At 54.9% G+C, this 24,941-nt stretch carries 29 protein-coding genes; 24 read left to right on the top strand and 5 right to left on the bottom strand.

The annotated features are described in order from the left end of the window. The first annotated feature begins 145 nt into the window (after nt 1-145). From purD to BD01_RS08360, 11 genes are all read left to right on the top strand, one after another. Complete coding sequence (gene purD / locus BD01_RS08410) at nt 146-1,462, top strand: phosphoribosylamine--glycine ligase (RefSeq protein ID WP_042691949.1); 1,317 nt, start codon at nt 146-148, stop codon at nt 1,460-1,462. A gap of 10 nt (nt 1,463-1,472) precedes the next feature. Further along, nucleotides 1,473-2,615 (top strand): formate--phosphoribosylaminoimidazolecarboxamide ligase family protein, encoded by a 1,143-nt coding sequence (locus BD01_RS08405; protein WP_042691946.1) that lies wholly within the window; start codon nt 1,473-1,475, stop codon nt 2,613-2,615. Next, on the top strand, nt 2,615-3,121 hold the full coding sequence (locus tag BD01_RS08400) for a TIGR00725 family protein (protein WP_042691944.1): 507 nt from the start codon (nt 2,615-2,617) through the stop codon (nt 3,119-3,121). Before BD01_RS08405 ends, BD01_RS08400 begins: the two co-directional genes overlap by 1 nt. 67 nt (nt 3,122-3,188) lie before the next feature. Continuing rightward, nucleotides 3,189-3,431 carry a phosphoribosylformylglycinamidine synthase subunit PurS gene (purS, locus tag BD01_RS08395; protein ID WP_042691941.1) on the top strand — a complete coding sequence of 81 codons (243 nt, stop codon included), beginning with the start codon at nt 3,189-3,191 and terminating at the stop codon, nt 3,429-3,431. 1 nt (nt 3,432) lies between these two features. Continuing rightward, entirely contained in the window at nt 3,433-4,104 is a 672-nt protein-coding gene (gene purQ / locus BD01_RS08390) for a phosphoribosylformylglycinamidine synthase I (protein WP_042691939.1), read from the top strand. A gap of 4 nt (nt 4,105-4,108) precedes the next feature. After that, entirely contained in the window at nt 4,109-6,250 is a 2,142-nt protein-coding gene (gene purL / locus BD01_RS08385) for a phosphoribosylformylglycinamidine synthase subunit PurL (RefSeq protein WP_042691936.1), read from the top strand. Then, complete coding sequence (locus BD01_RS08380; protein WP_042691934.1) at nt 6,247-7,242, top strand: formate--phosphoribosylaminoimidazolecarboxamide ligase; 996 nt, start codon at nt 6,247-6,249, stop codon at nt 7,240-7,242. Before purL ends, BD01_RS08380 begins: the two co-directional genes overlap by 4 nt. Nucleotides 7,243-7,304: 62 nt before the next feature. Beyond that, on the top strand, nt 7,305-8,228 hold the full coding sequence (gene guaA / locus BD01_RS08375; RefSeq protein WP_042691930.1) for a glutamine-hydrolyzing GMP synthase: 924 nt from the start codon (nt 7,305-7,307) through the stop codon (nt 8,226-8,228). A gap of 41 nt (nt 8,229-8,269) precedes the next feature. Next, on the top strand, nt 8,270-8,479 hold the full coding sequence (locus BD01_RS08370) for an antitoxin family protein (RefSeq protein WP_042691927.1): 210 nt from the start codon (nt 8,270-8,272) through the stop codon (nt 8,477-8,479). Beyond that, nucleotides 8,476-8,922: a type II toxin-antitoxin system VapC family toxin gene (locus BD01_RS08365; RefSeq protein WP_042691923.1), complete on the top strand. Its 447-nt coding sequence runs from the start codon at nt 8,476-8,478 to the stop codon at nt 8,920-8,922. Before BD01_RS08370 ends, BD01_RS08365 begins: the two co-directional genes overlap by 4 nt. Continuing rightward, nucleotides 8,919-9,485 (top strand): GMP synthase subunit A, encoded by a 567-nt coding sequence (locus tag BD01_RS08360; protein ID WP_042691921.1) that lies wholly within the window; start codon nt 8,919-8,921, stop codon nt 9,483-9,485. The genes BD01_RS08365 and BD01_RS08360 overlap by 4 nt, the downstream gene beginning before the upstream one ends. 21 nt (nt 9,486-9,506) lie before the next feature. Here BD01_RS08360 and BD01_RS08355 read toward each other — a convergent pair whose 3' ends face one another. Then, a complete protein-coding gene (locus BD01_RS08355; protein ID WP_042691918.1) occupies nt 9,507-9,947 on the bottom strand; it encodes an OsmC family protein in 441 nt (146 codons plus the stop codon). 57 nt (nt 9,948-10,004) lie between these two features. Here BD01_RS08355 and BD01_RS08350 point away from each other — a divergent pair, with 57 nt between their 5' ends. Beyond that, nucleotides 10,005-10,844 carry an SPL family radical SAM protein gene (locus tag BD01_RS08350; RefSeq protein WP_042691915.1) on the top strand — a complete coding sequence of 280 codons (840 nt, stop codon included), beginning with the start codon at nt 10,005-10,007 and terminating at the stop codon, nt 10,842-10,844. Here BD01_RS08350 and BD01_RS08345 read toward each other — a convergent pair. Both BD01_RS08345 and BD01_RS08340 read right to left on the bottom strand, forming a co-directional pair. After that, nucleotides 10,774-11,613, bottom strand: coding sequence for a gamma-glutamyl-gamma-aminobutyrate hydrolase family protein (locus BD01_RS08345; RefSeq protein ID WP_042691912.1), 840 nt, complete (start codon nt 11,611-11,613; stop codon nt 10,774-10,776). The two genes, BD01_RS08350 and BD01_RS08345, sit on opposite strands and share 71 nt — an antisense overlap. A 48-nt stretch (nt 11,614-11,661) precedes the next feature. Then, nucleotides 11,662-12,918: an aminotransferase-like domain-containing protein gene (locus BD01_RS08340; protein ID WP_042691909.1), complete on the bottom strand. Its 1,257-nt coding sequence runs from the start codon at nt 12,916-12,918 to the stop codon at nt 11,662-11,664. Between the two features lie 267 nt (nt 12,919-13,185). Between BD01_RS08340 and BD01_RS08335 the strand changes: the two genes are divergently transcribed. The 9 genes from BD01_RS08335 (at nt 13,186) to BD01_RS08300 (ending at nt 20,423) form a co-directional block, all read left to right on the top strand. Continuing rightward, nucleotides 13,186-14,154: a ribose 1,5-bisphosphate isomerase gene (locus BD01_RS08335; protein ID WP_042691906.1), complete on the top strand. Its 969-nt coding sequence runs from the start codon at nt 13,186-13,188 to the stop codon at nt 14,152-14,154. Nucleotides 14,155-14,233: 79 nt separating this feature from the next. Next, nucleotides 14,234-15,499: a hypothetical protein gene (locus BD01_RS08330; protein WP_042691903.1), complete on the top strand. Its 1,266-nt coding sequence runs from the start codon at nt 14,234-14,236 to the stop codon at nt 15,497-15,499. A gap of 5 nt (nt 15,500-15,504) precedes the next feature. Beyond that, nucleotides 15,505-16,185 (top strand): fibrillarin-like rRNA/tRNA 2'-O-methyltransferase, encoded by a 681-nt coding sequence (locus tag BD01_RS08325; RefSeq protein ID WP_042691900.1) that lies wholly within the window; start codon nt 15,505-15,507, stop codon nt 16,183-16,185. A 99-nt stretch (nt 16,186-16,284) separates the two neighbouring features. Further along, nucleotides 16,285-17,337 carry a hydroxymethylglutaryl-CoA synthase gene (locus BD01_RS08320; protein WP_042691897.1) on the top strand — a complete coding sequence of 351 codons (1,053 nt, stop codon included), beginning with the start codon at nt 16,285-16,287 and terminating at the stop codon, nt 17,335-17,337. Between the two features lie 10 nt (nt 17,338-17,347). Continuing rightward, nucleotides 17,348-18,508 carry a thiolase domain-containing protein gene (locus BD01_RS08315; protein WP_042691895.1) on the top strand — a complete coding sequence of 387 codons (1,161 nt, stop codon included), beginning with the start codon at nt 17,348-17,350 and terminating at the stop codon, nt 18,506-18,508. Between the two features lie 2 nt (nt 18,509-18,510). Then, nucleotides 18,511-18,915 carry a Zn-ribbon domain-containing OB-fold protein gene (locus BD01_RS08310; protein ID WP_042691892.1) on the top strand — a complete coding sequence of 135 codons (405 nt, stop codon included), beginning with the start codon at nt 18,511-18,513 and terminating at the stop codon, nt 18,913-18,915. Between the two features lie 47 nt (nt 18,916-18,962). Continuing rightward, nucleotides 18,963-19,115 (top strand): hypothetical protein, encoded by a 153-nt coding sequence (locus BD01_RS11330; protein WP_169730289.1) that lies wholly within the window; start codon nt 18,963-18,965, stop codon nt 19,113-19,115. Between the two features lie 91 nt (nt 19,116-19,206). Then, entirely contained in the window at nt 19,207-19,500 is a 294-nt protein-coding gene (locus BD01_RS08305) for a PIN domain-containing protein (RefSeq protein ID WP_245599220.1), read from the top strand. Between the two features lie 62 nt (nt 19,501-19,562). Continuing rightward, nucleotides 19,563-20,423 (top strand): DMT family transporter, encoded by an 861-nt coding sequence (locus BD01_RS08300; protein ID WP_042691890.1) that lies wholly within the window; start codon nt 19,563-19,565, stop codon nt 20,421-20,423. Here BD01_RS08300 and BD01_RS08295 read toward each other — a convergent pair. Both BD01_RS08295 and BD01_RS08290 read right to left on the bottom strand, forming a co-directional pair. After that, nucleotides 20,420-20,710, bottom strand: coding sequence for a hypothetical protein (locus BD01_RS08295; protein ID WP_042691887.1), 291 nt, complete (start codon nt 20,708-20,710; stop codon nt 20,420-20,422). The two genes, BD01_RS08300 and BD01_RS08295, sit on opposite strands and share 4 nt — an antisense overlap. A 17-nt stretch (nt 20,711-20,727) precedes the next feature. Further along, nucleotides 20,728-21,225, bottom strand: a complete 498-nt coding sequence (locus tag BD01_RS08290; RefSeq protein ID WP_042691884.1) for a GNAT family N-acetyltransferase — start codon at nt 21,223-21,225, stop codon at nt 20,728-20,730. A 67-nt stretch (nt 21,226-21,292) separates the two neighbouring features. On the opposite strand from BD01_RS08290, the gene BD01_RS08285 reads away from it, so the two are divergent. The 3 genes from BD01_RS08285 (at nt 21,293) to BD01_RS08275 (ending at nt 24,938) form a co-directional block, all read left to right on the top strand. Next, nucleotides 21,293-21,826 (top strand): multiprotein bridging factor aMBF1, encoded by a 534-nt coding sequence (locus tag BD01_RS08285; RefSeq protein WP_042691882.1) that lies wholly within the window; start codon nt 21,293-21,295, stop codon nt 21,824-21,826. Between the two features lie 71 nt (nt 21,827-21,897). Beyond that, entirely contained in the window at nt 21,898-23,556 is a 1,659-nt protein-coding gene (locus tag BD01_RS11075; RefSeq protein ID WP_051482192.1) for an McrB family protein, read from the top strand. Between the two features lie 5 nt (nt 23,557-23,561). Then, on the top strand, nt 23,562-24,938 hold the full coding sequence (locus BD01_RS08275) for an McrC family protein (RefSeq protein WP_042693292.1): 1,377 nt from the start codon (nt 23,562-23,564) through the stop codon (nt 24,936-24,938). The last annotated feature ends 3 nt before the right edge of the window (nt 24,939-24,941 follow it).

Genomic DNA, 24,941 nt, shown 5'->3' with positions numbered 1-24,941 from the left:
CAATCCCCCTGTGATTATACACCTTTGGATTATAAATGCCTTTCCGGTCTTCTGATGTCCAACAATAAACATCACATTTATTGACATAAGAAGCTAAAAACAAACCTTAAAAAGCGAAGTTTTTGACATATAAGTGGTGAAGCTCATGAAGGTTCTGCTCGTTGGCGGAGGAGGAAGGGAGCACGCGATTGGAGAGGCCCTCGTGAGAGGAGGTGCCGAGCTCTACGTCGTCTCGAAGCACAAAAACCCCGGCCTCGCGAGGCTCGCGAAGGGCTACGGCCTGGCAAAGGAGACAGACATCGAAAAGGTTCTTGAGTACGCCGAAAAGTTCGGCGTTGAGCTGGCGTTCATCGGCCCCGAGGCGCCCTTGGAGAGGGGCATCGTTGATGTCCTTGAGGAAAACGGCATCCCCGCGGTTGGGCCGAGCAGGGAAGCCGCCAAGCTCGAAACCGACAAGGCCTTCGCGAGGGCCTTCATGGAGCGCAACGAAATCCCCGGAAGAAAGGTCTTCCGCGTTTTTACCGACGTTTCGGAGATGCGCTCGTGGGTTGATGAGTTTGGAAGGCCCGTCGTTGTTAAGCCCATCGGCCTGACCGGCGGGAAGGGCGTTAAGGTCGTCGGCTATCAGCTGAGGGACAACGAGGAAGCCAAGGCCTACGCCGAGGAGCTAATCAGGCGCGACGGCAGGGTTCTCATCGAAGAACGCACAGACGGCGTCGAGTTCACGTTGCAGGTCTTCAGCGACGGGAAGAGAATCCTCCCCATGCCCCTCGTCCAAGACTACCCCCACGCCTACGAGAACGATGAAGGCCCGATAACCGGCGGGATGGGGAGCTACTCCTGTTCCAACGGCCTGCTTCCTTTTGTGACACGGGAAGACTATGAGAAGGCCCTTGAAACGCTTAAAGCCACCGTCGAGGCCATGAGAAAGGAGGGAACGCCCTACAAGGGAATCCTCTACGGCCAGTTCATGCTCAGCAAGGACGGGCCCGTTCTCATAGAGTACAACGCCCGCTTCGGCGACCCCGAGGCGATAAACGTCCTCCCGCTCCTCAGGACGAGCCTCCTCGAAATAGCCGAGGGAATAGTTGACGGCAACCTTCGGAAGGCGGAGTTCGAGGGCAAAGCGACGGTCGTCAAGTACCTCGCGCCGAAGGGTTATCCAACGAACCCCGTCAAGGGTGTGAAGGTAGAGGTCAACGAGAAGGCCGTTGAAGAGGCCGGTGCGAGGCTCTACTACGCTTCAATTGATGAGAACCTCACTCTTCTCGGCTCGAGGGCCATAGCGGTCGTTGGAATTGGGGAGAGCCTTGAGGAGGCCGAGAGGATAGCTCAAAGAGCGATTCCCCACGTAAAGGGTGAGCTGTTCTACAGGCGCGACGTTGGAACCAGGGAGAGCGTTGAGAAGAGGATTGAGCTGATGAAGGAGTTTGGAAAGGAGTTCGAACCGAACCCGTGCTGAGGTGATGGGAATGATAAGCCGCGATGAAATTTTGGGAATACTCGAGAGGTACGACCCCGGGAAGATAACAGTCGGCGTCCTTGGAAGTCATTCAGCTCTTGACATAGCCGACGGTGCTAAGGAGGAAGGTTTGCCCGTCCTCGTCGTCGCCCAGAGGGGCAGACACAGAACTTACGCCGAGTACTTCAGGCGGAGGAAGACGAAGGACGGCCTGACCAAGGGCTTCATCGACGAGGTCATCGTCCTTGAAAAGTTCGCCCAGATAATAGACGTCCAGGATGAGCTGGTAAAGAGGAACGTTATCTTTGTCCCAAACCGCTCCTTCGTGGTCTACACCGGCATAGACAGGGTGGAGAACGACTTTAAGGTTCCGCTCTTCGGGAGCAGGAACCTGCTCAGGAGCGAGGAGAGGAGCGAGGAGAAGAGCTACTACTGGCTCCTTGAGAAGGCTGGACTCCCCTATCCGGAGCCCGTCAAGCCCGAGGAGATTGACGAGGTCGGCCTCGTCATAGTCAAGCTTCCGCACGCCAAGAAGAGGCTTGAGAGGGGATTCTTCACGGCCGCGAGCTACAAGGAGTTCCGCGAGAAGGCTGAGAAGCTCATTAAACTCGGCGTAATTACGGAAGAAGACCTCGCAAGGGCCAGAATCGAGCGCTACATCATCGGTCCGGTGTTCAACTTCGACTTCTTCTACTCGCCGATTGACGGGGAGATTGAGCTTCTGGGAATAGATTGGCGCTTCGAAACGAGCCTGGACGGCCACGTAAGGCTTCCAGCGGCCCAGCAGTTGACCCTCCCCGAGTGGCAGTTCGAGCCGGAATACACCGTAACGGGCCACGCATCATCGACCCTCCGCGAGTCGCTTTTGGAGAAGGTCTTCGACATGGCCGAGAAGTACGTTAAGGCGACGCAGGAGTATTACGAGCCCGGAATAATCGGGCCGTTCACGCTCCAGACGGCGGTGGACAAAGACCTGAACTTCTACATCTACGACGTCGCCCCGAGAACCGGCGGCGGAACGAACATCCACATGGCGATGGGGCACCCCTACGGCAACGCCCTCTGGAGGAAGCCCATGAGCACCGGACGGAGGGTCGCCCTCGAGATAAAGCGCGCAATCGAGCTCGACGAGCTTGAGAAGGTGGTAACCTAATGGTTCAGATAGCCGTTGCCGGTTCCGGCGACCCGGAACTCATCCCTGAGGCCGAGGGGAAGGCGAGGGCCTTTGCCAGGGCGCTTCCCCTCGATGTCATACTCTTAACCGGCGGGAAGGGCGGAATAATGGAGGTCGTCTCCGAGGAGTTCAGGAAGCGCGGTGGAACGGTCGTCGGAGTCCTTCCGGGGGACGAGGAAGGGAACCCGTACAGCTCCGTCAGGGTAAAGACCGGCCTCAGCCCCGTCGGGAGGAGCGTCGTCCTCGTAACATCGGCCGACGTCCTCGTCGTCCTCGGCGGCGGCTCTGGAACGATGGTCGAGGCTCTTATGGCCTACAACCTCGGGATTCCGGTAGTTGTCCTTACCGGAACCGGCTACAGGAGCGACGAGCTTAGGGCCCTCGCGAAGGACGGCTTCTTCGACCACCGAAAGCGCGCGGAGGTTGCCTTCACCGAGAGCCCCGAAGAGGCCGTTGAGCTGGCGCTGGGGCTGGCACGTTCTTGACATTTTTCTGTCAAAACAATCCTTAAAAACTCTCAATTTTTACACTTTTCTGGCAAGGGTGGTCGCTATGAAGTGGAAGGTTACCGTCACCGTTCGCCTCAAGGAGGGACTTAACGACCCCGAAGGGAGGGTCATAGGGAAGGCCCTTAGAAACCTCGGCTACGCGGTTGAAAACCTCAGGGTTCCGAAGTGCTTCGAGTTCGAGCTTGAGAGCGAGAGACCTGAGGAAGAGGTGGAGGAGATGTGCCGGAAGCTCCTCGCCAACCCGCTCATTCACAGCTGGGAGTACAGGATAGAGCCGGTGAGCTGAGATGGTGCGCTTTGCCGTGGTGGTGTTCCCGGGAACAAACTGCGACTTTGAGACGGAGAGGGCCATAAGGAAGGCCGGAGCCGAGGCGGAGCGCGTCTGGTATAAAACGAGCCTCAAGGACTTCGACGGCGTGGTTTTGCCGGGTGGCTTCAGCTACGCCGATTACCTTCGCGCCGGTGCGATAGCCGCCCGTCAGGAGATAATGGAGGAAGTGAAGGAGTTCGCCGAGGAGGGACGGCCAGTCCTAGGGATATGCAACGGCTTTCAAATCCTCACCGAGGCGGGTCTTCTGCCCGGGGCTTTGAGGCCCAACAGGGTTCCGCGCTTCCTCTGCAGGTGGGTTCACCTCCGCGTGAACGACACGGAAACGCCGTTTACTTCCCTCTATGAGCCGGGGGAGGTCATAAGAATGCCGATTGCCCACGCGGAGGGCAACTACTACACAGACGACCCTTCAAAGGTCAGAATAGTCTTCCAGTACAGCGACGAAAACGGGAACGTGAGCGAAGAGGCAAACCCCAACGGCTCGGTTCTGAACATAGCGGCGATAGCCAACGAGCGTGGCAACGTTCTCGGAACGATGCCCCATCCTGAGCGCGCGAGCGACCGCTTTCTGGGGAGTGGGGACGGCCTGAGGCTCTTCAGGAGCATGGTTGAGTGGGCGAGGAGGTGAGGAAATGTTCCCGCACGAGGAGAAGCTCATCCGTGAGCGTCTGAAGAGGGAACCGAACGAGCTCGAGTGGGCGATGCTTGAGGTCATGTGGAGCGAGCACGCCTCATACAAATCGAGCAGACCCTGGCTCAAGCTCCTTCCAACGGATAACGAGCACGTGATTTTAGGCCCCGGCGAGGACGCCGGAATAGTGAAGTTCGACGACGAAACGTGGATAGTCGTTGGAATCGAGAGCCACAATCATCCGAGCGCGGTCGAACCCTACGGAGGCGCCGCTACCGGAGTCGGCGGGATAGTGAGGGACATACTCTGCATGGGCGCGAGGCCAATTGCTTTGCTCGACCCCATACGCTTCGGCCCGCTGGAGAAAGAGAGAAACCGCTACCTCTTCGAGGGGGTCGTTAAGGGTATAGCCGACTACGGCAACAGAATAGGCGTTCCCACCGTTGGGGGCGAGACCGAGTTCGACGAAAGCTTGGATAACTACACGCTCGTCAACGTCGCCTGCGTTGGCGTCATGAGGCCCGAGCACCTCGTCCACAGCTACGTAACCGAACCTGGCCTCAAGCTAATCCTCGTCGGCAACCGGACCGGCAGGGACGGGATTCACGGCGTAACCTTTGCGAGCGAAGAGCTGAGCGAGAACGCGGAGGAGGAAGACCGCTCGGCCGTTCAGATTCCCGACCCCTTCACGGAGAAGCTCCTCATCGAGGCCACCCTCGAGGCCGTTTACACCGGCAAAGTTAAGGCGCTCAAGGATTTGGGGGGCGGGGGACTGACCTGCGCCGCCTCCGAAATGGCTGGCAAGAAGGGCTTCGGGGCAGTAATATACGCCGACAGGGTTCCTCTCCGCGAGCCGGGCATGACTCCGACCGAGGTCATGATTTCAGAGAGCCAGGAGAGGATGCTCTTCGCGGTTAGGCCAGAGGACATCGAGGAAATAGGCAGAATTTTCGACAAGTACGAGCTCGAGTGGACCGTCGTCGGCGAGACGATTGAGGAGCCACGCTTCGTCGTCTACTGGTGGGGCGAGAAGGTTGCGGATTTGCCGATAGAGCTCTTAACTGACGTTCCCACGATAGAGTGGGAGCTGAAACCTTACAGCGCCGAGAGACCGGTCGAGACGCCGGACGTTTCTTTTGGAGAAGCCTTCGACCTCGTCTGGGGCAGTCCGAACATCTTGAGCAAGCGCTGGGTCTGGGAGCAGTACGACCACGAGGTTCAGGGGAGGACTGTTCTTAAACCGGGCAGGGACGCGGCGGTTCTTAAGATAAACGACGAGTACGGTTTGGCTTTTGTCGCCGACGGGAATCCGAACCACAGCTACCTGAACCCCTACCACGGTGCGATGGGGGCCGTTGCAGAGGTGGTGAGGAACCTCGTCAGCGTTGGGGCCGAGCCTCTGGCCCTGGTCGACAACCTCAACTTCGCCTCGCCAGAGAGGCCCGAAGTTTATTGGAGCTTCGCTGAGACCGTCAGGGGCCTGGCGGACGCGGCGAGGGCCTTTGGCCTGGCTTACGTCAGCGGGAACGTGAGCTTCTACAATGAGGTCGTTGACAGGCCGATAAAGCCGACTCCCGTTGTAGCTGGCCTCGGAAAGGTGAAGCTTGAGGATATTCCGTCCGGGGCTTTCGAGGAGGGCCTCCTCATCGGTGTAGTTGGCCTCACGAAGCCCGAACTCGGTGGTTCTGAGCTCTTCGCGAGGCTCGGCGTTGAAGGTGGCCTCGCACCGCGCGTAGACCTTGAGGAGGAAAAAGCCAACGCGAATGGAATCCTTGAGGCGATAAGGAGGGGCCTCGTCAAAGCGGTTCACGACGTGGGCAGGGGTGGCCTGGCGGTTGCCCTGGCCGAGATGGCCGTTGCCGGGAACGTCGGCTTCACCGCAGACCTCTCGAAGGTTCCCTCCGAAACCACTAACCCAGTCGAGGTCGCCTTCAGCGAGAGCCACTCAAGATACATCGTGGCCTTCCCGGAGGAAAACCTTGAGGAGCTTAAGGGTCTCTTCAAGCACTTTGCCATCATCGGGAGAACAGAGGGGAGCGACGCGGTCTTCCTCTGGAACGGGCGGGAACTCCTCAGAAAACCCATTTCGGAGCTCAGAGCCGTTCACGAGTCCCTACCAAGGCTTTTGGGTGAGGAGGAATGAGGGTAGCAACGTATGCCTCCCACTCGGCCCTTCAGATTTTGAAGGGGGCGAAGCAGGAAGGCTTTGAGACGGTAGCCTTTGGAAAGGCCCGGGTTAGACCGCTCTACACGAAGTACTTTCCGGTTGCCGATTACTTCATCGAGGGGAGCTATCCCGAGGAAGAACTGCTCAGGCTTGACGCTGTGGTCATTCCCACCGGTTCCTTTGTGGCGCACCTCGGCGTTGAGCTCGTCGAGAAGATGCGCGTTCCCTACTACGGCAACAAAGGAGTGCTGAGGTGGGAGAGCGACCGCTCGCTTGAGAGGAAGTGGCTCGAAGAGGCGAAGCTACGCCTTCCGAGGGTCTACGACGACCCCGATGACATAGACCGGCCGGTAATCGTCAAACCCTTCGGAGCCAAGGGGGGAAGGGGATACTTTTTGGCCAAGAATCCAGAGGACTTCTGGAGGAAGGCCGAGAGGCTCGGCATCAGGGACAAGGAAGACCTGGGCGGAATCCAGATTCAGGAGTACGTAATCGGAGTTCCGGTTTATCCGCACTACTTCTACTCAAAGCTGAACCGCGAGCTCGAGCTGATGAGCATTGACCGTCGTTATGAGTCGAACGCCGACGCGATAGGCAGGATTCCAGCGAAAGAGCAACTGGACATCGAGGTAAACACGAACTACACCGTCATCGGCAACATTCCAATCGTCCTGCGCGAGAGCCTGCTCATGGACGTCATTGAGGCCGGTGAAAGGGTAGTGAAGACTGCTGAAAGGCTCATGGGCGGTCTATGGGGCCCCTTCTGCCTCGAGGGCGTCTACACCGAGGAGCTTGAGTTCGTCGTCTTCGAGATTTCGGCGAGGATAGTTGCCGGAACGAATCCCTTCGTCCACGGCTCCCCCTACAGCTGGCTCCGCTATGATTTCCCGGTGAGCACTGGCAGGAGGATAGCGATGGAGCTGAGGCAGGGGCTTGAGGAGGACAGGCTTGACGAGATTTTGACGTGAAAGTGTTTAAGCGGGTTAGGTTTATAAAGCGGATTCCAAAGCGGGTGTAAAAGGTGGTGCTCATGTGGGAGGACTTCATCAGGGAGAAGGTTGAGGAGATTAGGAAGACCGTCGGCGACGGGAAGGCGATAATAGCGCTCAGCGGTGGCGTTGACAGCTCAACTGCCGCGATACTCGCTCACAAGGCAATAGAGGACAGGCTTCACGCGGTGTTCGTGAACACGGGCTTCATGAGGAAAGGCGAGCCCGAGTTCGTTGTCAAGACCTTCCGCGACGAGTTCGGCCTTAATCTCCACTACGTTGACGCGAGCGAGCGCTTTTTCAAGGCTTTGAAGGGCGTTACCGACCCCGAGGAGAAGAGGAAGATAATAGGCAGGGTTTTCATCGAGGTCTTTGAGGAAATAGCCAAGGAAATCAACGCCGACTTCCTGATTCAGGGAACCATCGCCCCGGACTGGATTGAGAGCAAGGGGAAAATCAAGAGCCACCACAACGTTGGAGGCCTGCCGGAGAGGCTCAAGCTGGAGCTCATAGAACCGCTCCGCGACCTCTACAAGGACGAGGTTCGGGAGCTGGCGAAGGAGCTCGGATTGCCTGAGAAGATTTACAACAGAATGCCCTTCCCGGGGCCGGGGCTGGCCGTTCGCGTCCTCGGGGAGGTCACACCGGAGAAGATAGCGATAGTCAGGGAAGCCAACGCGATAGTCGAGGAGGAAATTGAGAAAGCCGGCCTAAAACCCTGGCAGGCCTTCGCGGTTCTGCTCGGCGTTAAAACCGTCGGCGTTCAGGGCGACATAAGGGCCTACAAGGAAACGATAGCGGTTAGGGTCGTTGAGAGCCTCGACGGAATGACGGCAAACGCCATGAACGTTCCCTTCGACGTCCTTCAGAGGATAGCATTCCGCATAACCAGCGAGATTCCCGAGGTCGGAAGGGTTCTCTACGACATCACCAACAAGCCCCCGGCAACGATTGAGTTCGAGTGAAGGCTTATTTACCTTCGTTTCCAACTTTAAGCGGTGGGAGCATGGGCGAGATTATCGAGGTGATTTACGAGAACGGCGTGCTGAAGCCCCTCAGGCCCCTCAAGCTGAAGGAGGGGCAGAGGCTCAGGGTGAGGATTTACCACGAGGACTTCCTTGAGCTGGCGAGGGAGATGAGGAAGCAGGTAACGCCCGAAAAGTTCAGGGAAGACCCGACGGACTATCTCCTTCGCTTAAGGGAGGAGGAAACATGAGGGTCGTAGTTGATACCTCCGTTGTTTTCCATCTGTTTTCCAGCTTCTATCCTGAAAGGGCAGAAGTCGCCGAAAGAATCATAGAGTATGCACAGTTGGGCTCGCTTGAGCTTTACGTTCCCCGCTTGGGGGAAGTTGAGTTCGTTGCTGTTCTCTCAAGGTATTTTGAGCGAGAGCAGGTTGAAAAGGCGCTAACCTACTACAGCGAAATAGTTGCGTGGGTTCCTGAGGAACTGCTCATCGAGGAGCTTCGAGAAGTGGCTTTTCAGACGCATCACAAGGCTTCTGATATTTATTTTATCGCGACCGCCCGATACCTTGACGCGGTTCTTGTTACGAACGACAAGAAGATGGCCGAACTGGCCAAGTCCCTCGGTTTGAGGGCTTTTTATCTCGTTGAGGAATCAGATGCATTCTTCAAACTCCTGGAGGTGGGTTCATGATAGTTATAATGGACAACGGGGGCCAATACGTCCACAGGATTTGGAGAACGCTCCGCTATCTGGGTGTTGAGGCGAAGATAATCCCCAACACCACCCCGCTTGAGGAAATCAAGGCGATGAAGCCGAAGGGAATAATCTTCTCAGGTGGTCCAGACATAAACAAGACGGGCAACTGCGAGGCCATTCTGGAGCACTACGACGAGTTCAACGTCCCAATCCTCGGAATCTGCCTCGGCCACCAGCTCATAGCGAGGCACTTCGGCGGGAAGGTCGGCAGGGGCGAGAAGGCCGAGTACAGCCTTGTCGAGATTGAAATAATCGAGGAGAACGACATCTTCGCCGGCTTTCCGAGGAAACTGAAGGTGTGGGAGAGCCACATGGACGAGGTGAAGGAGCTCCCGCCGGGCTTCAAACTGCTCGCGAGGAGCGAGACCTGCCCGGTTGAAGCTATGAAGCACGAAAGCTTGCCAATCTACGGCGTCCAGTTCCATCCGGAGGTGGCGCACACCGAGCGCGGGGCCGAGGTCTACAGGAACTTCGCGAGGCTCTGCGGGGAGCTCTAGCTCAGCTAGTCGGTCCTCTCTTCACCTTTCCGCAACGGATTTACTCATCATCGCCTCATCATCGCCCCGCACTATCTCGAGGGAGTACGTCAGCTCGGCACCGCTCAGCTTGACCTGGGCCGAGGCGGAGCAGTATTTGTCCTGACTCAGCTCTATGGCCCTTCTCGCCTTTTCCTCCTTAACGTTTCCGTAAATCCTGTAGTGAATGTGGACCCTGGTGTAGACCTTCGGGTATTCCTCCCTTCTCTCGCCGGAAATCTCAACTTCGAGGCCTTCAATCGGCTCGCGCATCTTCTTGAGAATCATAACCACATCGTAGGCGGTGCAACCGGCGACGCTGAGGAGAAGGAGCCTCATTGGGCTTATTCCACCGTCCCCGAGGATTATCGAGCACCCACCGTCCTCCATCGAGCCGACGAACTGCATTCCATCAACCCACTTGACACGACCCTTCACGCTCATGCCATCACCGTAGTCCCTACCGCGTGAGTTTTAAAGCCCTTTCCTCAACCTCTGGTTATGTACATTCGACCCTTCGACCCCTGGAAGGCGAAGCTCTGCACGTGCCCATTCAAGTACACGCTGAACGTTTACACCGGTTGCGACCACGCCTGCGTTTACTGCTACATAACGAGCTATATCCCAAACGCCTTCCGCGTGAGGACGAAGGAGGGTCTCTTACCAAAGCTGGAGAGGGAGCTCAGAAAGTTCGACAGGCGCTACATCATAGCCCTCTCCTACTCCTCCGACCCCTATCCGACGGTAGAACGCGAGCTCGGGATAACGCGGAAGGTTCTTGAGCTATTTAGACGCTATGACGTCCGCTGTCTTCTCCTCACCAAGTCAGACATCTTCGAGCGCGACATAGACCTTCTGAGCGAGCTCCGCTGTGCCGTCGGGATAACCGTAACTACGGTTGACGAGCGGAAAGCCAAACTTCTCGAGCCCAACGCCCCATCGCCGAAGGCGAGGATACGGGCGTTGAAGAAGGCCAAGAAAGCAGGGATTCCTGTTTACGCGAGGATAGACCCGATAATTCCGTTCTACACCTGGGAGGATTTTGACGAGACTCTCGACGCTCTAAGCTTTGTGAGCCACATCACAGTTTCAACCCTCAAGCTGAGGCCGGACTCCAAGAGGAGGATGTTCGCGAAGTTTCCGGGGCAGATGGAAAAGCTGTGGCCGCTCTATGAGAGGGGGGAGAGGATTGGCGGCTACTATTACCTCCCGAGGGAGCTACGCTTTCAAATCCTCCGTGAGGCAGAGAAAAAGATAACCGAGAGGGGCATCACGTTTGGTTCGTGTCGGGAGGGTTATCGCTCGTTTCCGAGCTGTGATGGCTCTCATCTTGTTCCTTAGCGAGCTCCTCGCGGATTTCGGCTTCAATGGCCCTTCTCCTCATCTCATCGCTTTCCTCATGCCTCTTCAATGAGGCCCCAACCAGGGCCCTGTACAGGGGAAGCATCTCGGGCAGGTGCTCCGGCTGCCACTGGACACCGAGAACGAAGCCCTCTTTGCCCTCTATGGCTTCTATCAGGCCGTCAACGGCGAAGGCAACCTGTCTGAGTCCTTCTCCAACCCTCTTCACGGCCTGGTGGTGGAAGCTGTTTACCCACGCCCATCCCTCGTTGGTTCCCTCGATGTTCAGGCTCTCGCGCAGGATGGAGTAGAGGGTCGAGTCCGCCTTTATTCTGATGGTGTGAAGCCTCTGCTCCGGCCTCGTGCTTCCAAAGCTCCAGTCGTGCTTTATCGCCTTGGGGATGTCGTAGATGTCCTGGTAGAGCGTTCCGCCGAGGGCGACGTTGATTACGTGCATTCCCCTTCCTACCCCGAGGATTGGAATGCCGGCCTCGACGGCGAGCTTTACCAGCTCAATTTCGAACTCGTCTCGAAGAACGTCAACTTCCCTGAGGCTCGGCGAGGGGTCCTCCCCGTAGAAGCGCGGGTGGACGTCGGGTCCCTCAATGAGCAGTATCCCGTCGGCGACTTCTATGATGTCCTCGGGCTCGATTTCGGGACTGAAAACTGCTGGAAGTCCACCGGCCTCTATAACGCGCTTTATGTGTGCCCTGCCGGCTGAAAGGGACTCGCTCCAGGGAGAACCTATGATTGCTATCAGGGGTTTCATGCCACCACCGATGGAAATCTGGGAAAGAAAAGGGTAAAAAGCTTTTCCTCACTTCTTGAGGGCCTTGATTTCTTCCTCAATGACCTCCGCCAGGCGCTTAACGCCCTCCCTGATGGTGTCCTCGGGAACGTAGGTGAAGTTCAGCCTGAGGGTGTTCTTGACGTCGCGGTGGGCGAAGAAGGCCTCACCGGGGACGTAGGCGACGCCCTTGGCGACGGCCTTCTCCATCATGAGCTTGGTGTCTATTCCCTCCGGCAGGGTGACCCAGACGAACATTCCTCCGTCGGGCTTGGTCCACTCGACGCCTTCGGGCATGAACTCCTCAAGGGCCTCGAGCATTGCATCGCGCCTCGGCTTGTAGAACTCGATTATCTTCGGTATGTGCTCGTCGAGGTAGCCGGCCTCAACGTACTTCCAAGCTATAACCTGGGCGAGGGTGTTGGCGCAGAGGTCAACGGCCTGCTTTGCTATCTCCATCTTCCTTATGAAGTGCGGGTGTGCCGAAACCCATCCGAGGCGGAAGCCGGGGGCGAGTATCTTCGAGAACGTTCCGAGGTAGATGACCCTGCCCTCGTCGTCGAAGTGCTTTATCGGCGGAATCGGTTCACCCGAGTAGCGGAGCTCGCTGTAGGGGCTGTCCTCAACGATGAGGAAGTCGTACTCCCTGGCGAGCTCTATGAGCCTCTTCCTCCTGTCGAGGCTCATGGTGACGCCCATCGGGTTCTGGAAGGTCGAGACGGTGTAGACGAACTTAACGCGCTTTCCTTCCCTCTTCAGCTCCTCAAGCTTCTCCTCGAGGAAGTCAATCCTCATTCCGTCGTGGTCCATCGGGATGCTCACGAACTCGGGCTCGTAGTACTTGAAGGCGTTTAGAGCTGCGAGGTAGGTGGGTGCCTCAACGACGACGACGTCGCCGGGGTTTATGAAGACCCTTCCGATGAGGTCGAGGGCCTGCTGTGAGCCGGCAACCATCATTATCTCGACCTTGCTCATCGGGATGCCGTAGCGCTTTTCCATCCACTTCGCGAGGGCGAGGCGGAGCGGGGTGAATCCCTTGGTCGTTCCGTACTGCAGGGCCTTGTCGGCGTGCTCCGTGAGAACCTCCTGGGCAATCTTCTTGATAATCTCGACAGGGAAGGTCTCTGGGGCGGGCAAACCGCCGGCCAAGCTGATAACATCGCTTGTCTCGACGAGCTTAAGGAGCTCCCTAATCTCCGAGGCCTTCATCTGAAGGGCCTTCTCAGAGAAGAATGACTCGAAGTTGAGGGGCTCGGATGCGAGTTTTCCCATCAGTTTTTCTTCCATAGCCACCACCTCAATGAACATGCCTGAGCACGTCACCAAATCTATACACTAAGAACTTCGGGTCTTTCGTTATAAACCTTTCCCAACGCCCAGATTTGGCCTTTACAAAGGTAAACACGGCTTCCTTCGGCAATTTAAGGACACCGAAGGACTTTTGGTGACATTGATGCACTAAAAACACCTCAAAGCCCCTTCGGGTTCTTGTGCCTTTTCAGAAAAAATATAAACCCTGTCTCCTAAACCTGAGTTTACCGGGAGGTGATAGCGATGCCAGTGGTGAAGGAAGTCCTTGAAATAGCGGAGAAAATAAGGAACATGGAGATACGCGGTGCAGGGAAGATAGCCCGTTCAGCTGCCTACGCGCTCCAGGTACAGGCCGAGAAGAGCCAAGCCAAGACCGTTGACGAGTTCTGGAAGGAGATGAAGCAGGCCGCGAAGATACTCTACGAGACGAGGCCAACCGCGGTTTCCCTGCCCAACGCCCTCCGTTACGTCATGCACAGGGGCAAAATTGCCTACTCAAGCGGCGCCGACCTTGAACAGCTCCGCTTCATCGTCATCAACGCCGCCAAGGAGTTCATACACAACTCCGAGAACGCGGTCAAGAGGATAGGAGAGATAGGGGCGAAGCGCATCGAGGACGGCGACGTCATAATGACCCACTGCCACAGCAAGGCCGCGATAAGCGTCATGAAGACCGCCTGGGAGCAGGGCAAGGAGATTAAGGTCATCGTGACCGAGACGAGGCCCAAGTGGCAGGGCAAGATTACCGCCAAGGAGCTGGCTTCCTACGGAATTCCGGTTATATACGTCGTCGATTCAGCGGCGAGGCACTACATGAAGATGACTGATAAGGTCGTCATGGGGGCCGACAGCATAACTGTCAACGGCGCGGTGATAAACAAGATTGGAACGGCCCTGATAGCGCTTACCGCCAAGGAGCACAGGGTCTGGACGATGATTGCCGCTGAAACCTACAAGTTCCACCCCGAGACGATGCTCGGCCAGCTCGTCGAGATTGAGATGCGCGACCCGACAGAAGTGATTCCCGAGGAAGAACTCAAGACCTGGCCGAAGAACATCGAGGTCTGGAATCCGGCGTTCGACGTTACGCCTCCAGAGTACGTTGACGTCATCATCACCGAGCGCGGGGTCATTCCGCCGAGCGCCGCCATAGACATCCTCAAGGAGGAGTTTGGCTGGGCGCTCAAGTACCGCGAGCCTTGGGAGGACTGACTTTTCCCTCTTTTTCCACCGATACCGTTTAAAACTCCTCGCCCTTCTATACCTGAGGAAAGAACGGAAGGTGATGCTCATGAAGGTTTACATTGCCGAGAACGTCAGAGGGGTTTACGCCTTCGACGAGAGCGGGAAGCTCATCGCGAGCAAACCCTTCAGCGGGAAGCCAGAGGTAAGCCTCGACAGGCTTTTGAAAGGCGAACCGAGCGACGAGCTTTTAGTTCTCCTCGACGAGCTGGGCGGAGAGGGTTACGAAGAGTTCATCGTTGAGGACACCGAGCTGAGCAGGAAGCTCAAGGAGCTCGGCTACAACGCCACCGCCGAGTTCCCTAACTTGGCAGGAGAAAAGCTCCGCTCAAGCCCGGAGGAGTTCCTCGGCGAGAACTGGTTCGACGAGTACTACACCGTCGGCGTCGCTCTGACGAGGCTCCGCATACAGGAGCAGAGCGGTGCGCGCGACAAGATGATTATACAGGCAATAGAGGCGCTCGATGACATCGACAAGGTCATTAACCTGCTCGTTTCGAGGCTGAGGGAGTGGTACGGCCTTCACTTCCCCGAGCTGGACGAAATCCTACCCAAGCACCCGCAATACGTTGCCTTCGTCAAGGAAATCGGCCCGAGGGAGAACGTGAGCAGGGAGAAGCTTGAAAAGCTCGGCTTCTCGGAGGGCAAGGTTGAGAAGATTCTCAAGGCGGCCGAGAAGTCCATGGGAGCACCGCTCGGCAAGTTCGACAGCGAAATCATAAGGAAGCTCGCCAGCGAGATTTCCGACCTCTACAAGCTGAGGGAGCAGATTGAGGACTACCTTGAGACCGCTGTTGGTGAAGTTGCTCCGAACCTGAAGGCCCTCGTCGGTGCGAAGCTCGCCGCAAGGCTCATGAGCCTCGCTGGAGGCCTTAAGGAGCTCGCCATGATGCCGGCATCGACGATACAGGTTCTTGGCGCTGAAAAGGCCCTCTTCAGGCATTTAAGGACGGGTGCCAAGCCGCCCAAGCACGGAGTCATCTTTCAGTACCCTGCAATAAACCGCTCGCCTTGGTGGCAGAGGGGTAAGATTGCGAGGGCTTTGGCCGGAAAGCTGGCCATAGCGGCAAGGGTTGATTACTTCTCGGGCGAATACATCGGCGAGGAGCTCAAGAAGGAGCTCGAGCAGAGAATCAAGGAAATCAAGGAGAAGTACCCGAACCCGCCCAAGAGGAAGGCCAAGCCCGAGAAGAAAAAGAAGAAGTTCAAGAGCAAGGACAAGAAGGGCAAGAAGCACGAGAAGGGCAGGAAGGAGAAGAAGGGTAAGGGCAAGCCCGATAAGAGGGGTAAGAAGAAAAAGAAGGGCAAGAGGTGAGGTAAATGAAGGTTAAGAAGCACAGGTTCCCGGGCGTTTACATCGTCATCGATGACGACGGGAGCGAGAAGATTGCAACCAAGAACCTCGTTCCCGGCCAGAGGGTTTACGGGGAGAGGGTCATCAAGTTCGAGGGCGAGGAGTACAGGATTTGGAACCCGAGCCGTTCAAAGCTCGGCGCGGCCATACTCAACGGACTCAAGAACTTCCCGATTAAACCCGGCTCAACCGTTCTTTACCTCGGAATAGCGAGCGGAACCACCGCTTCCCACGTCAGCGACATCGTCGGCTGGGATGGCAAGATATTCGGCGTCGAGTTCTCGCCGAGAGTTCTCAGGGAGCTCGTTCCGATAGTCGAGGAGAGGAGGAACATCGTTCCTATACTCGGCGACGCAACGAAGCCCGAAGGCTACCGCGCCCTCGTCCCGAAGGTTGACGTAATCTTTGAAGACGTCGCCCAGCCGACGCAGGCGAAAATCCTCATAGACAACGCAAAGGTCTTCCTGAAGAGCGGCGGCTACGGCATGATTTCGGTCAAGAGCAGGAGCATTGACGTCACCAAGGAGCCGGAGGAGGTCTTCAAGGAAGTTGAAAGGGAGCTCTCCGAGTACTTCGAGGTCGTCGAGCGCCTTAGTTTGGAGCCCTACGAAAAGGACCACGCGCTCTTCGTCGTGAGGAAGCCCTGAGCTTTCCTCGTCAATCGTCTAAACTCTTTTTCACTTTTACCGAAAGGCTTTTATAAGGCTCGTTCCAACCCCCGGCAGTCAGTTCTCAAGGTGATGCCCATGAGGAAGCTACTGAAGCCGAAGAGGGAAGTGGGCATCGTCGGCTACGGTGCCTACGTTCCGAGGTATAGAATCAAGGCCGAGGAGATAGGAAGAGTCTGGGGCGTTTCGAGCTTTCCAATCGAGGAGAAGGCCGTTCCCGGTCTCGACGAGGACGCGCTCACCATAGGGCTTGAAGCGGCAAGAAACGCGCTCAAGAGGGCCGGAATTGATCCCAAGCTCATAAGGGCGGTCTGGTTCGGCTCGGAGAGCAAGCCCTACGCGGTTAAACCCACAGGTACGGTCATAGCCGAGGCAATCGGAGCAACGCCTGACGTCAGCACCGCCGACTTCGAGTTCGCCTGTAAGGCCGGAACCGAGGCTCTGCAGACAGCTATCGGCTTCGTTGGCTCCGAGATGGCCGACTACGCGATGGCAATCGGAGCCGATACCGCCCAGGGAAGGCCCGGCGACCACCTCGAGTTCACTGCAGGAGCAGGAGGAGCGGCCTTCATAGTTGGCCCCAAGAGCTCCGAGACCGTTGCCTACTTCGAGGGAAGCTACTCCTACGTTACCGATACTCCGGACTTCTGGAGGCGCCAGCACGAGCACTACCCGAGGCACGGAAACCGCTTTACAGGCGAGCCGGCCTACTTCCACCACATAATCAACGCGGCAAAAACGCTGATGGAGGAGCTGGGTCTTACCGTCAACGACTTCGACTACGCGGTCTTCCACCAGCCCAACGTCAAGTTCCCGCTCACCGCTGCCAAAATCCTCGGAATCCCGAAGGAGAAGGTTCTTCCGGGACTTCTAACCGGCAAGATTGGAAACACCTACAGCGGTGCAACGATGGTCGGCGTTTCAGCGGTTCTCGACATAGCCAAGCCCGGCGACAGGATTCTGTGGGTTTCCTTCGGTTCCGGAGCCGGAAGCGACGCCTTCAGCATCGTCGTTCAGGACGCCATAGAAGAGAAGAGAGACCTCGCGCCGAAGGTTAGGGACTACGTTGAGAGGAAGAGGTACATAGACTACGCCCTCTACGCGAAGGCGAGGAGGAAGTACATCCTGTGAGGTGGTGGAGATGAGGAAGGCGGTCATAATCGGAGCGGGCATGACGCCCGTTGGCGAGCACTGGAAGCTCTCACTTAGGGATTTGGCCGTTGAGGCCCTTCTCAAGGCGATGGAAGACGCTGGCGTCGATAAGGTTGACTCCCTCTACGTCGGCAACATGGTTTCGGGCCCCTTCGTCGAGCAGGAGAACCTCGGCGCGCTCATAGCGGACTGGGCCGGTCTCGGGAACATTCCCGCGGTTAAAATTGAGGCGGCGTGTGCCTCAGGAGGTGCCGCCGTTCAGGAGGGTGTTAAGGCCGTTCTCAGCGGGCTTGAGGACGTTGTTGCTGTCGTCGGCGTCGAGAAGATGACCGACGCCTGGCCGAGCGACGCGACCCGCTACCTGGCCTACGCGGCAGACGCCGAGTGGGAGCTCTTCCACGGGGCCAGCTTCGTAGCTTTGAACGCGCTCATAATGAGGCACTACATGAAGACCTACGGCTACACCGAGGAGGATTTGGCCCTCTTCGCTGTCAACGCCCACGCCAACGGCGCCAAGAACCCCTACGCGATGTTCAAGAGGCCCATCAAGGTTGAGACCGTCCTGAAGAGCCCCTACATAGCCGACCCGCTCAAGCTCTTCGATGCTTCCCCGGTCTGCGACGGTGCCGCCGCCGTGATAATAACCACCCCCGAGAAGGCCGAGGAGCTCGGCGTTCCGAAGGAGAAGTGGGTTGAAGTTGCTGGAATGGCGCGCGCCATAGACACCATAAACCTCGCCAACAGGGAAGATTTGCTCACCCTCAAGGCGGCGAAGATAGCCGCCGAGAAAGCCTACAAGATGGCGGGAGTTGAGCCTAAGGACATAGACTTCTTCGAGGTTCACGACGCCTTCACGGTCATGGCCGCGCTGAGCTTAGAAGCCCTCGGCGTCGCAAAGAAAGGAGAAGGAGCGAAGCTCGCCAGGGAGGGCCAGATAGCGATTGACGCAGATTATCCGATACAGACTATGGGCGGACTCAAAGCTCGCGGTCATCCCGTTGGAGCTACCGGCGTTTACCAGACGGTCGAGGCGGTTCTCCAGCTCCGCGGTGAGGCGCCGAACCAGGTTCCCGACGCCGAGGTCGGCCTGACCCAGAACATCGGTGGAACCGGTTCGAACATAACCGTTAGCATCTTCAGGAGGGTGTGAAGATGGCCCGTCCGATGCAGGTTTCCCGCTACTGGAGGCACTTCCGCGAGAAGTACAGGCTCATAGGCGGAAAGTGCGAGAACGGCCACGTCTTCTTCCCCTACAGGCAGGTTTGCCCCGTCTGCGGTTCTAAGAACGTCGAGGAATACGAGTTCAGCGGAAAGGGTAAGGTTTTGACATGGACGATAGTGAGGAACCCGCCGAGCGGGTTCGAGTACTACAAGCCCTATCCATTGGCCTTGGTTCAGCTCGAGGAAGGGCCCGTTGTTCTGGCCCAGCTGACGGACGTTGACCCGGAGGAAATCCACGAGGGCATGGAAGTTGAGGTCGTGACCAGAAAGGTCAGAGAGTTTGAGGAGGACGGCATAATCCTCTACGGCTACAAGTTCAGGCCCGTTTTGAGGTGATGGAAATTTTATCTATCTTTCTTCCCAATTCTCGTTTGGGTGAGGACATGGCCATAGAGATTAAAGTCCCGATTAACGGGGAGGAACTGAGGAGACTCCTTGAAGGAAGGGAGAAGAAAAAGAACTGGGACAAACTCTTTGGGATAGCCAAAGGGCTTCCTGAGTTCAGGGAAGAAGACCGGGTGGACGTGAGGATATGATAGTTATCCTCGACATTTCGCCCTCGTGGAACTTATTAGGGGCACCGAGAAGGGAAAAGCTGTTCTTGAGATTCTCAACTAATCTGAGCTGGTGATTATTCCGACGCTTGTTCTGGCAGAGCTTAGTAGTTTCTTGGAGAGAAACGGGGTTGATTTGAGCATAGTGGAGACGATAGCCGACATGGGTTTGGTCGTTCCCTTGGATAAAGAAGTGGCAATCAACGCGGGGAAACTGCACGCGGAAATACGCAGGAAGAACAAAAACAAGCACGTTTCACTCGCAGATTGCATTATCTCCAAAACTGCCAAGAGGTATGGAGCGCTCGTAGTTACGACCGACCATCACTTTCAGCTTCTGGGAGATGCTTTAATCATTGAAGGGTAGGTTGCCTTTTCTATCTCCCTCGAAGCGTTAGGCTTATAACCTGAGCGTGCCTTCCCCGTACCATGAACGTAACACTTGGGGTGATACTGGCGCTTTCGGCGGCCTTCGTGTGGGCCCTCGCATCGGTGCTCTCAAAGGTCTCGATGAGGGAAGTCAACCCCCTCTCGCTTAACGTTATCAGACTGCTCCTCAGCGCGCTCTTCTACGTTCCCCTCGTCCTCTACCTCGGCGTTCCAAGTTTCTCGGCTCTTCAATGGGCAATCCTCGTGGTGTCCGGAGTTCTCGGTTTCACGCTCGCCGACTGGTTCTTCCTTGAGGGTATGAACCTCCTCGGCGTGTCGCGGGCGGCAATCCTCGTGACGGCCCATCCGATAATAACGATGTTCGTGGCCCACTACACCCTTGGCAGACCCCTCACGCTGGGCCTCCTCCTCGGCGCGTTCTTCATAGTGATGGCGGTTCTCGTAATCGCTTCCGAGGGCTCACGTGGCGGTGGGATAAACTGGAAGGGCCTCGCCTACGTCTTCTCGGCCCAGCTCCTCTGGACCTTCGCCGTAATCGTGACGGACTGGCTCGTGGTGGGTGAGAGCGCCTTCGCGGTCATCGGCCTGAGAATAGGCTTCGGCGCTTTGGCGTCGCTCGCCTTCCTTCCAAGAATAGAAGACGATGTTAGAAAGCTAAACGCGCGTGGCTGGGGGCTGGTGTTTATCATAACGCTCCTGGGCACTATACTCGGCCAGTACTTCTTCGCCTTGGCCCTGAAGTTTGCTGGCTCAAGCATCGCGACCCCGGTAACTGAGTCGAGCCCCATAATGGCGTCAATAATGGCGGTGCTCTTCCTAAAAGAGAGGTTCACGGGGCGGCTTGCCCTTGCCCTCGTCCTGACGGCCCTGGGGGTTCTTCTGATAAGCCTCTACGCCTAAGCCTTCTCAATCCTCATCCTGTCCCCGCTCTCGAACTCAAGCTCGAGCTTCCCCTTCTCCATCCTGACCTTCACTCCGTCAACCACTGCCTCTATCTTCCCGTCCTTCGCTTCGACGCCGAGCATCTCGGCAACTTCCTCGACGCTCTTCAGCCTTCCGCTCATCGTAGTTTCGAGGGTCTCGCTCCCCTCTATCGTGACCTTGAGCTTTCCCTTTCCTTCCCTTATGAAGCTCTCCTCTTTCATGTCCCTCACCTTGTCCGGGCTTGGAGGCTGAATGCAGGGCATTGCAACCACCAATGAAACTACTTCTCGTCCGCGCTTATCACCTTTTCGGCCGGCTTAACCATTCTCACCCAGATGCCGTGCTTTCCAGCTTCTCTGAAACCGTACTCCTCGTAGAACCTTTTCGCCCGCTCGTTCTTCTCGCCGACCCAGAGCTCTATCCTTTTTCCCTTCAGGTACTCGAGGCACTTCTCCATGAGCTTCCGCCCTATTCCATGCCCCTGATACCTCCTGTCCACGGCGAATTCGTGGATTGCCCCCACGGTTTCCCCTTCGTACTTGCTGTACCAGTCGTCGTCGCAGACTATGAAGCCGACTATCTCGTCGCCGATTTTTGCAACGAAGAAGCCGTCCTTGGCCTTGCTCCAGCACCACCGCAGGTAGCGCTTCGCGTAGCTCTCGCCCTCCCCGCCGTACTCTCGCATTCCCTCGTAGGCGTTCATGTAAATCTCTATCAGCCTCTCAAGCGTTTCCTGGTCGAGCTTTTGGAGTTTCTCTATCTTCACTTCCGTCATCATTGATACCCTCATCGTCGGGTTTAAAAAGCCTGACTCCGAGCTTTGAGCGGTAGAGAAGGTGGTAGCTATGAGCAAGGCCAAGCCACGCTACTGCGAGATTTGTGGTGCGCCCATAAGGGGCCCGGGCCACAGGATAAGACTCGAAGGTGCCGAGGTCCTCGTCTGCGACCGCTGTTACGAGAAGTACGGCCGAAAGAAGTCCGGCTTCAGCATAATGCCCACCGGAAGGGAGCCGAGGAGAAGGCCCGTCTCAGCTCCGAGGCCGAAGAGGGAGCCTAAGCCCTACCGCGAGAGACCGCTCTACACCGAGGAAATCGTTGAGGACTTCGCCGAGAGGGTTTACAAAGCTATACAGCGCTCTGGAAAAAGCTACGAGGAGCTGTCCCACGAGATTGGGCTTTCGGTGAACGATTTGAGGGCCATAGCGCACGGCTACCGCGAGCCCACCATCAAGGAAGCCAAGAAGCTCGAACGCTACTTCAAGATTACGCTCATCGAGCGCGTCGAGGAGGAGGTAAAGGAGAAGAAGACTATTCCAAAGGACTACGAGCCAACCCTCGGCGACATCGCCAACATCAGGATACGGAAGAGGAAGAAGTGAGACTTGAGATTTTGTTTGTACACCAGAAAGTTTAAATTTTAATATTTTGATTATTAACCTGGTGGGTCATAATGGGAACATGGATTGAGATTACTGGAAGTGAGAAACATATAGGAAAACTCTTATGGGCACCCCACGGAAGTAGATGGAAAATAATTGAGAACCTTGCCCCAGGAGATATTGTGTATCACTATGTTAGTAAAAGTGGTGTCTCAGGTTACAGACAGAGCTTTGTAGGAAAATCACAAGTTGCCAAGAAGTACTCTGTGGTCCCCAAAGAGAAACTAAAAGAGAAACTTTCACAGATTATGGATACAGAGGATTTAAACATGTATTTAGAAAACTTTGCTGCAAAATGGTTTGAGAAGTATGATCAGTTTTATGTAGTTACATTAAAAAATTTCCAGGAATTTAACCCCCCAATCTCAAAAGACAGCGTTGGTTTTAGTCCAAAACAACAGTACTTAATCCCAGCACCTCAGGAAGTTGTCAATAATATCGAGTCCCTGCTAGATAGAAAAGTGTTGGACTCATCTAATGAGAGTCACATTGGTCTAGATGGAAAACTGAGGGAACTAAATTTGGGTTTGGGTACAAAAGGTCAGGTAATCCTTTACGGTCCACCTGGAACCGGAAAGACATGGCTTGCGAGGAAATACGTCATTGAAAAAACAAGAGAAGAGAAACCTGGAAATCGCTGGGCGTTCATAACCTTTCACCAGTCTTACAGTTACGAGGAGTTCATAGAGGGATTCAGACCAAGAACTGATAACAAAGGGCAAATCCGCTATGTAGTTGAAGATGGAATATTCAAGAAAATTGCTCTCCGGGCTATTGTAGAGGGACTTTTGAATTTAGAAGATGAACTAATCGAAAAAATTAAGTTGCAAAGGCTCCATGGTCTTTTGACCAAGGAAGATTCTTTATCTCCACATGAATATGAGAAATATGTCCAACTCAAGAGGTATTTGTGGGAGGTTGTACAAAAAATTCCAAAAGACAAACTAAAGAATCTCACCCCAGGATTCTACCTCATAATTGACGAAATTAATCGTGGAAACATTAGCAAGATTTTCGGTGAGCTGATAACGCTCCTCGAAAAGGACAAGCGCTTAGGCGGTGAGAACCAGCTTATTGTAACGCTTCCATACTCAGGAGAACCTTTCGCGGTCCCGTCAAACCTTTACATCATCGGCACGATGAACACCGCAGACAGAAGCATTGCGCTGTTAGATGTTGCATTAAGAAGGAGATTTGCCTTTATCGAGGTTGAGCCAAATCCTGAGAAACTAAGGGATAAGACTATTGAGGACATCAATCTCTCAAAGTTGTTGAAAGCCATTAACAACCGCATTACTGTCGTTAAAGACCGCGACCACAGGATAGGGCACAGCTACTTCCTGAATGTGGAGACCGTTGATGACCTTAAGCGCGTCTGGTACTATGAAGTGCTCCCGCTCCTCATGGAGTACTTCTACAACGACTGGGAAACGATAAAGTGGGTGCTAAATGAGAAAGATAAGGATTCTGGCAATGTGTTCTTTGAGAAACTTGATATTACGGGGCCCAATGGGGAAGAAGCGTATCAATTAAAAGTTCTCGAAGGAGACACCTTTGTTAGGGCTTTGAAGAGAATAATCGGTAAGAACACTTCATCTCAAGAGGGAGGAGCAACAACTAACGAGGAAAACTCCTCAGAGAACAACCAATCCCAAACTGAAGGGGACTGATTCATATGCCAAGACTAACGGCGATAACACTCTATGAACATGAGGAAAAGAAGTACAGAGATATTGCAGGGGATAAGAAAACCATTCAGGATGCTCTCATCAAGTTGAATGAGCAGTTTAAGAAGGGCTTTAAAAAGCTGGACAAATCCGAAGACAACTCAGATAGTGGAGATAAAATTGACGAGAGCAAAGGCGTTGTGGAGGTTTATGCCAACAAGATTAAAGCACGACACTACGTCGGCTTTGCAGCCGTTGATAACGTTTTCATTCAAATTCTTCCAAAAGTTTTCAAGCCCAAGGGTAATCAAACACAAGAAACACAGGAAGATACTTGGAAGTCCATTCTGGCTTTCATACGAATGCTCAACATGGCTTACGGGCTGAAAATTAAAGACTATGACTTGGCTTTTCTTCATGGGCAAAAACTCCAACCGAACCTTTATGAGGTTTTTATTTATTTGTTCGCTCAAAGTCTCTGGAACGAAGTTCAAAGGGGATACCATCGAGAATACGTTGAAGTTCACCGGGAAGAAAGATTTCTCCGTGGAAAACTCCTGATGAGCAGACAGATACGAAAGCTTCCCCCTCAGTTAAACACTTTCAGCGTTGAGGTTCATGAACTCATTGAGGACAATCTACTTAACAGGATTTTCTATGCATCGATTAGGGAAGCACTCAGAAGAACAACATGGGGACTAAACAGAAAGCTTCTCGGTGAGCTGATGCTTGCCTTTGATGGTGTTACGCCAATACACCTTATGGCAGAGCACTTTGAACGCGTTCATTTCACGAGACTCAATGAGAGGTTTAGGAAACCCTTCGAGCTGGCAAAACTTTTGTTTATGCCAGCAAACGGCAAAGGAAGGAGTAGGGAAGTTAGTGGGTTCTTTGTTGATATGAACAAATTGTTTGAGCGGTTTATTGAGAGAGTTCTCATGAGAAACCTTCCTCTAGGATACAAAATGTCTTACCAAGAATCTCGCTCCTTTTTAAAGAATCAGGATGGAAATCTCCAAAAGCCTGATTACGTTATTAGAAAGGGAGATATTCCGGTTATGGTGCTTGATGCAAAATACAGAGAGCTCAAAGAGGGAATTCCCAGCTCAGACATGTTACGCCAGCTCTATGTCTATTCAAGACTCTGGGGATATAAAAACGAGAATAACTACGAAAATGACTCAAGACCTCCTGCTGTTATTATAATTCCATCAAGCTCAACATATAATCCCGAGCTTTCCAATACTCACTTCTTAAAGTTTGAATTTTTTGATGGGAGGAAGCTCTTTGTAGTTACATATAACATGGAACATCTAAAAACTGGTGATATATCCGAGGCAGATAGAGAGTTCAAAACTACCTTAAACAACATCTTAAATCCTTAAATA

The organism is Thermococcus nautili, assembly GCF_000585495.1.
Taxonomy (GTDB): Archaea; Methanobacteriota_B; Thermococci; order Thermococcales; family Thermococcaceae; genus Thermococcus; species Thermococcus nautili.
The sequence above is the reverse complement of the archived record's forward strand: the minus strand, read 5'-3'. Positions and strand labels throughout refer to the sequence as shown.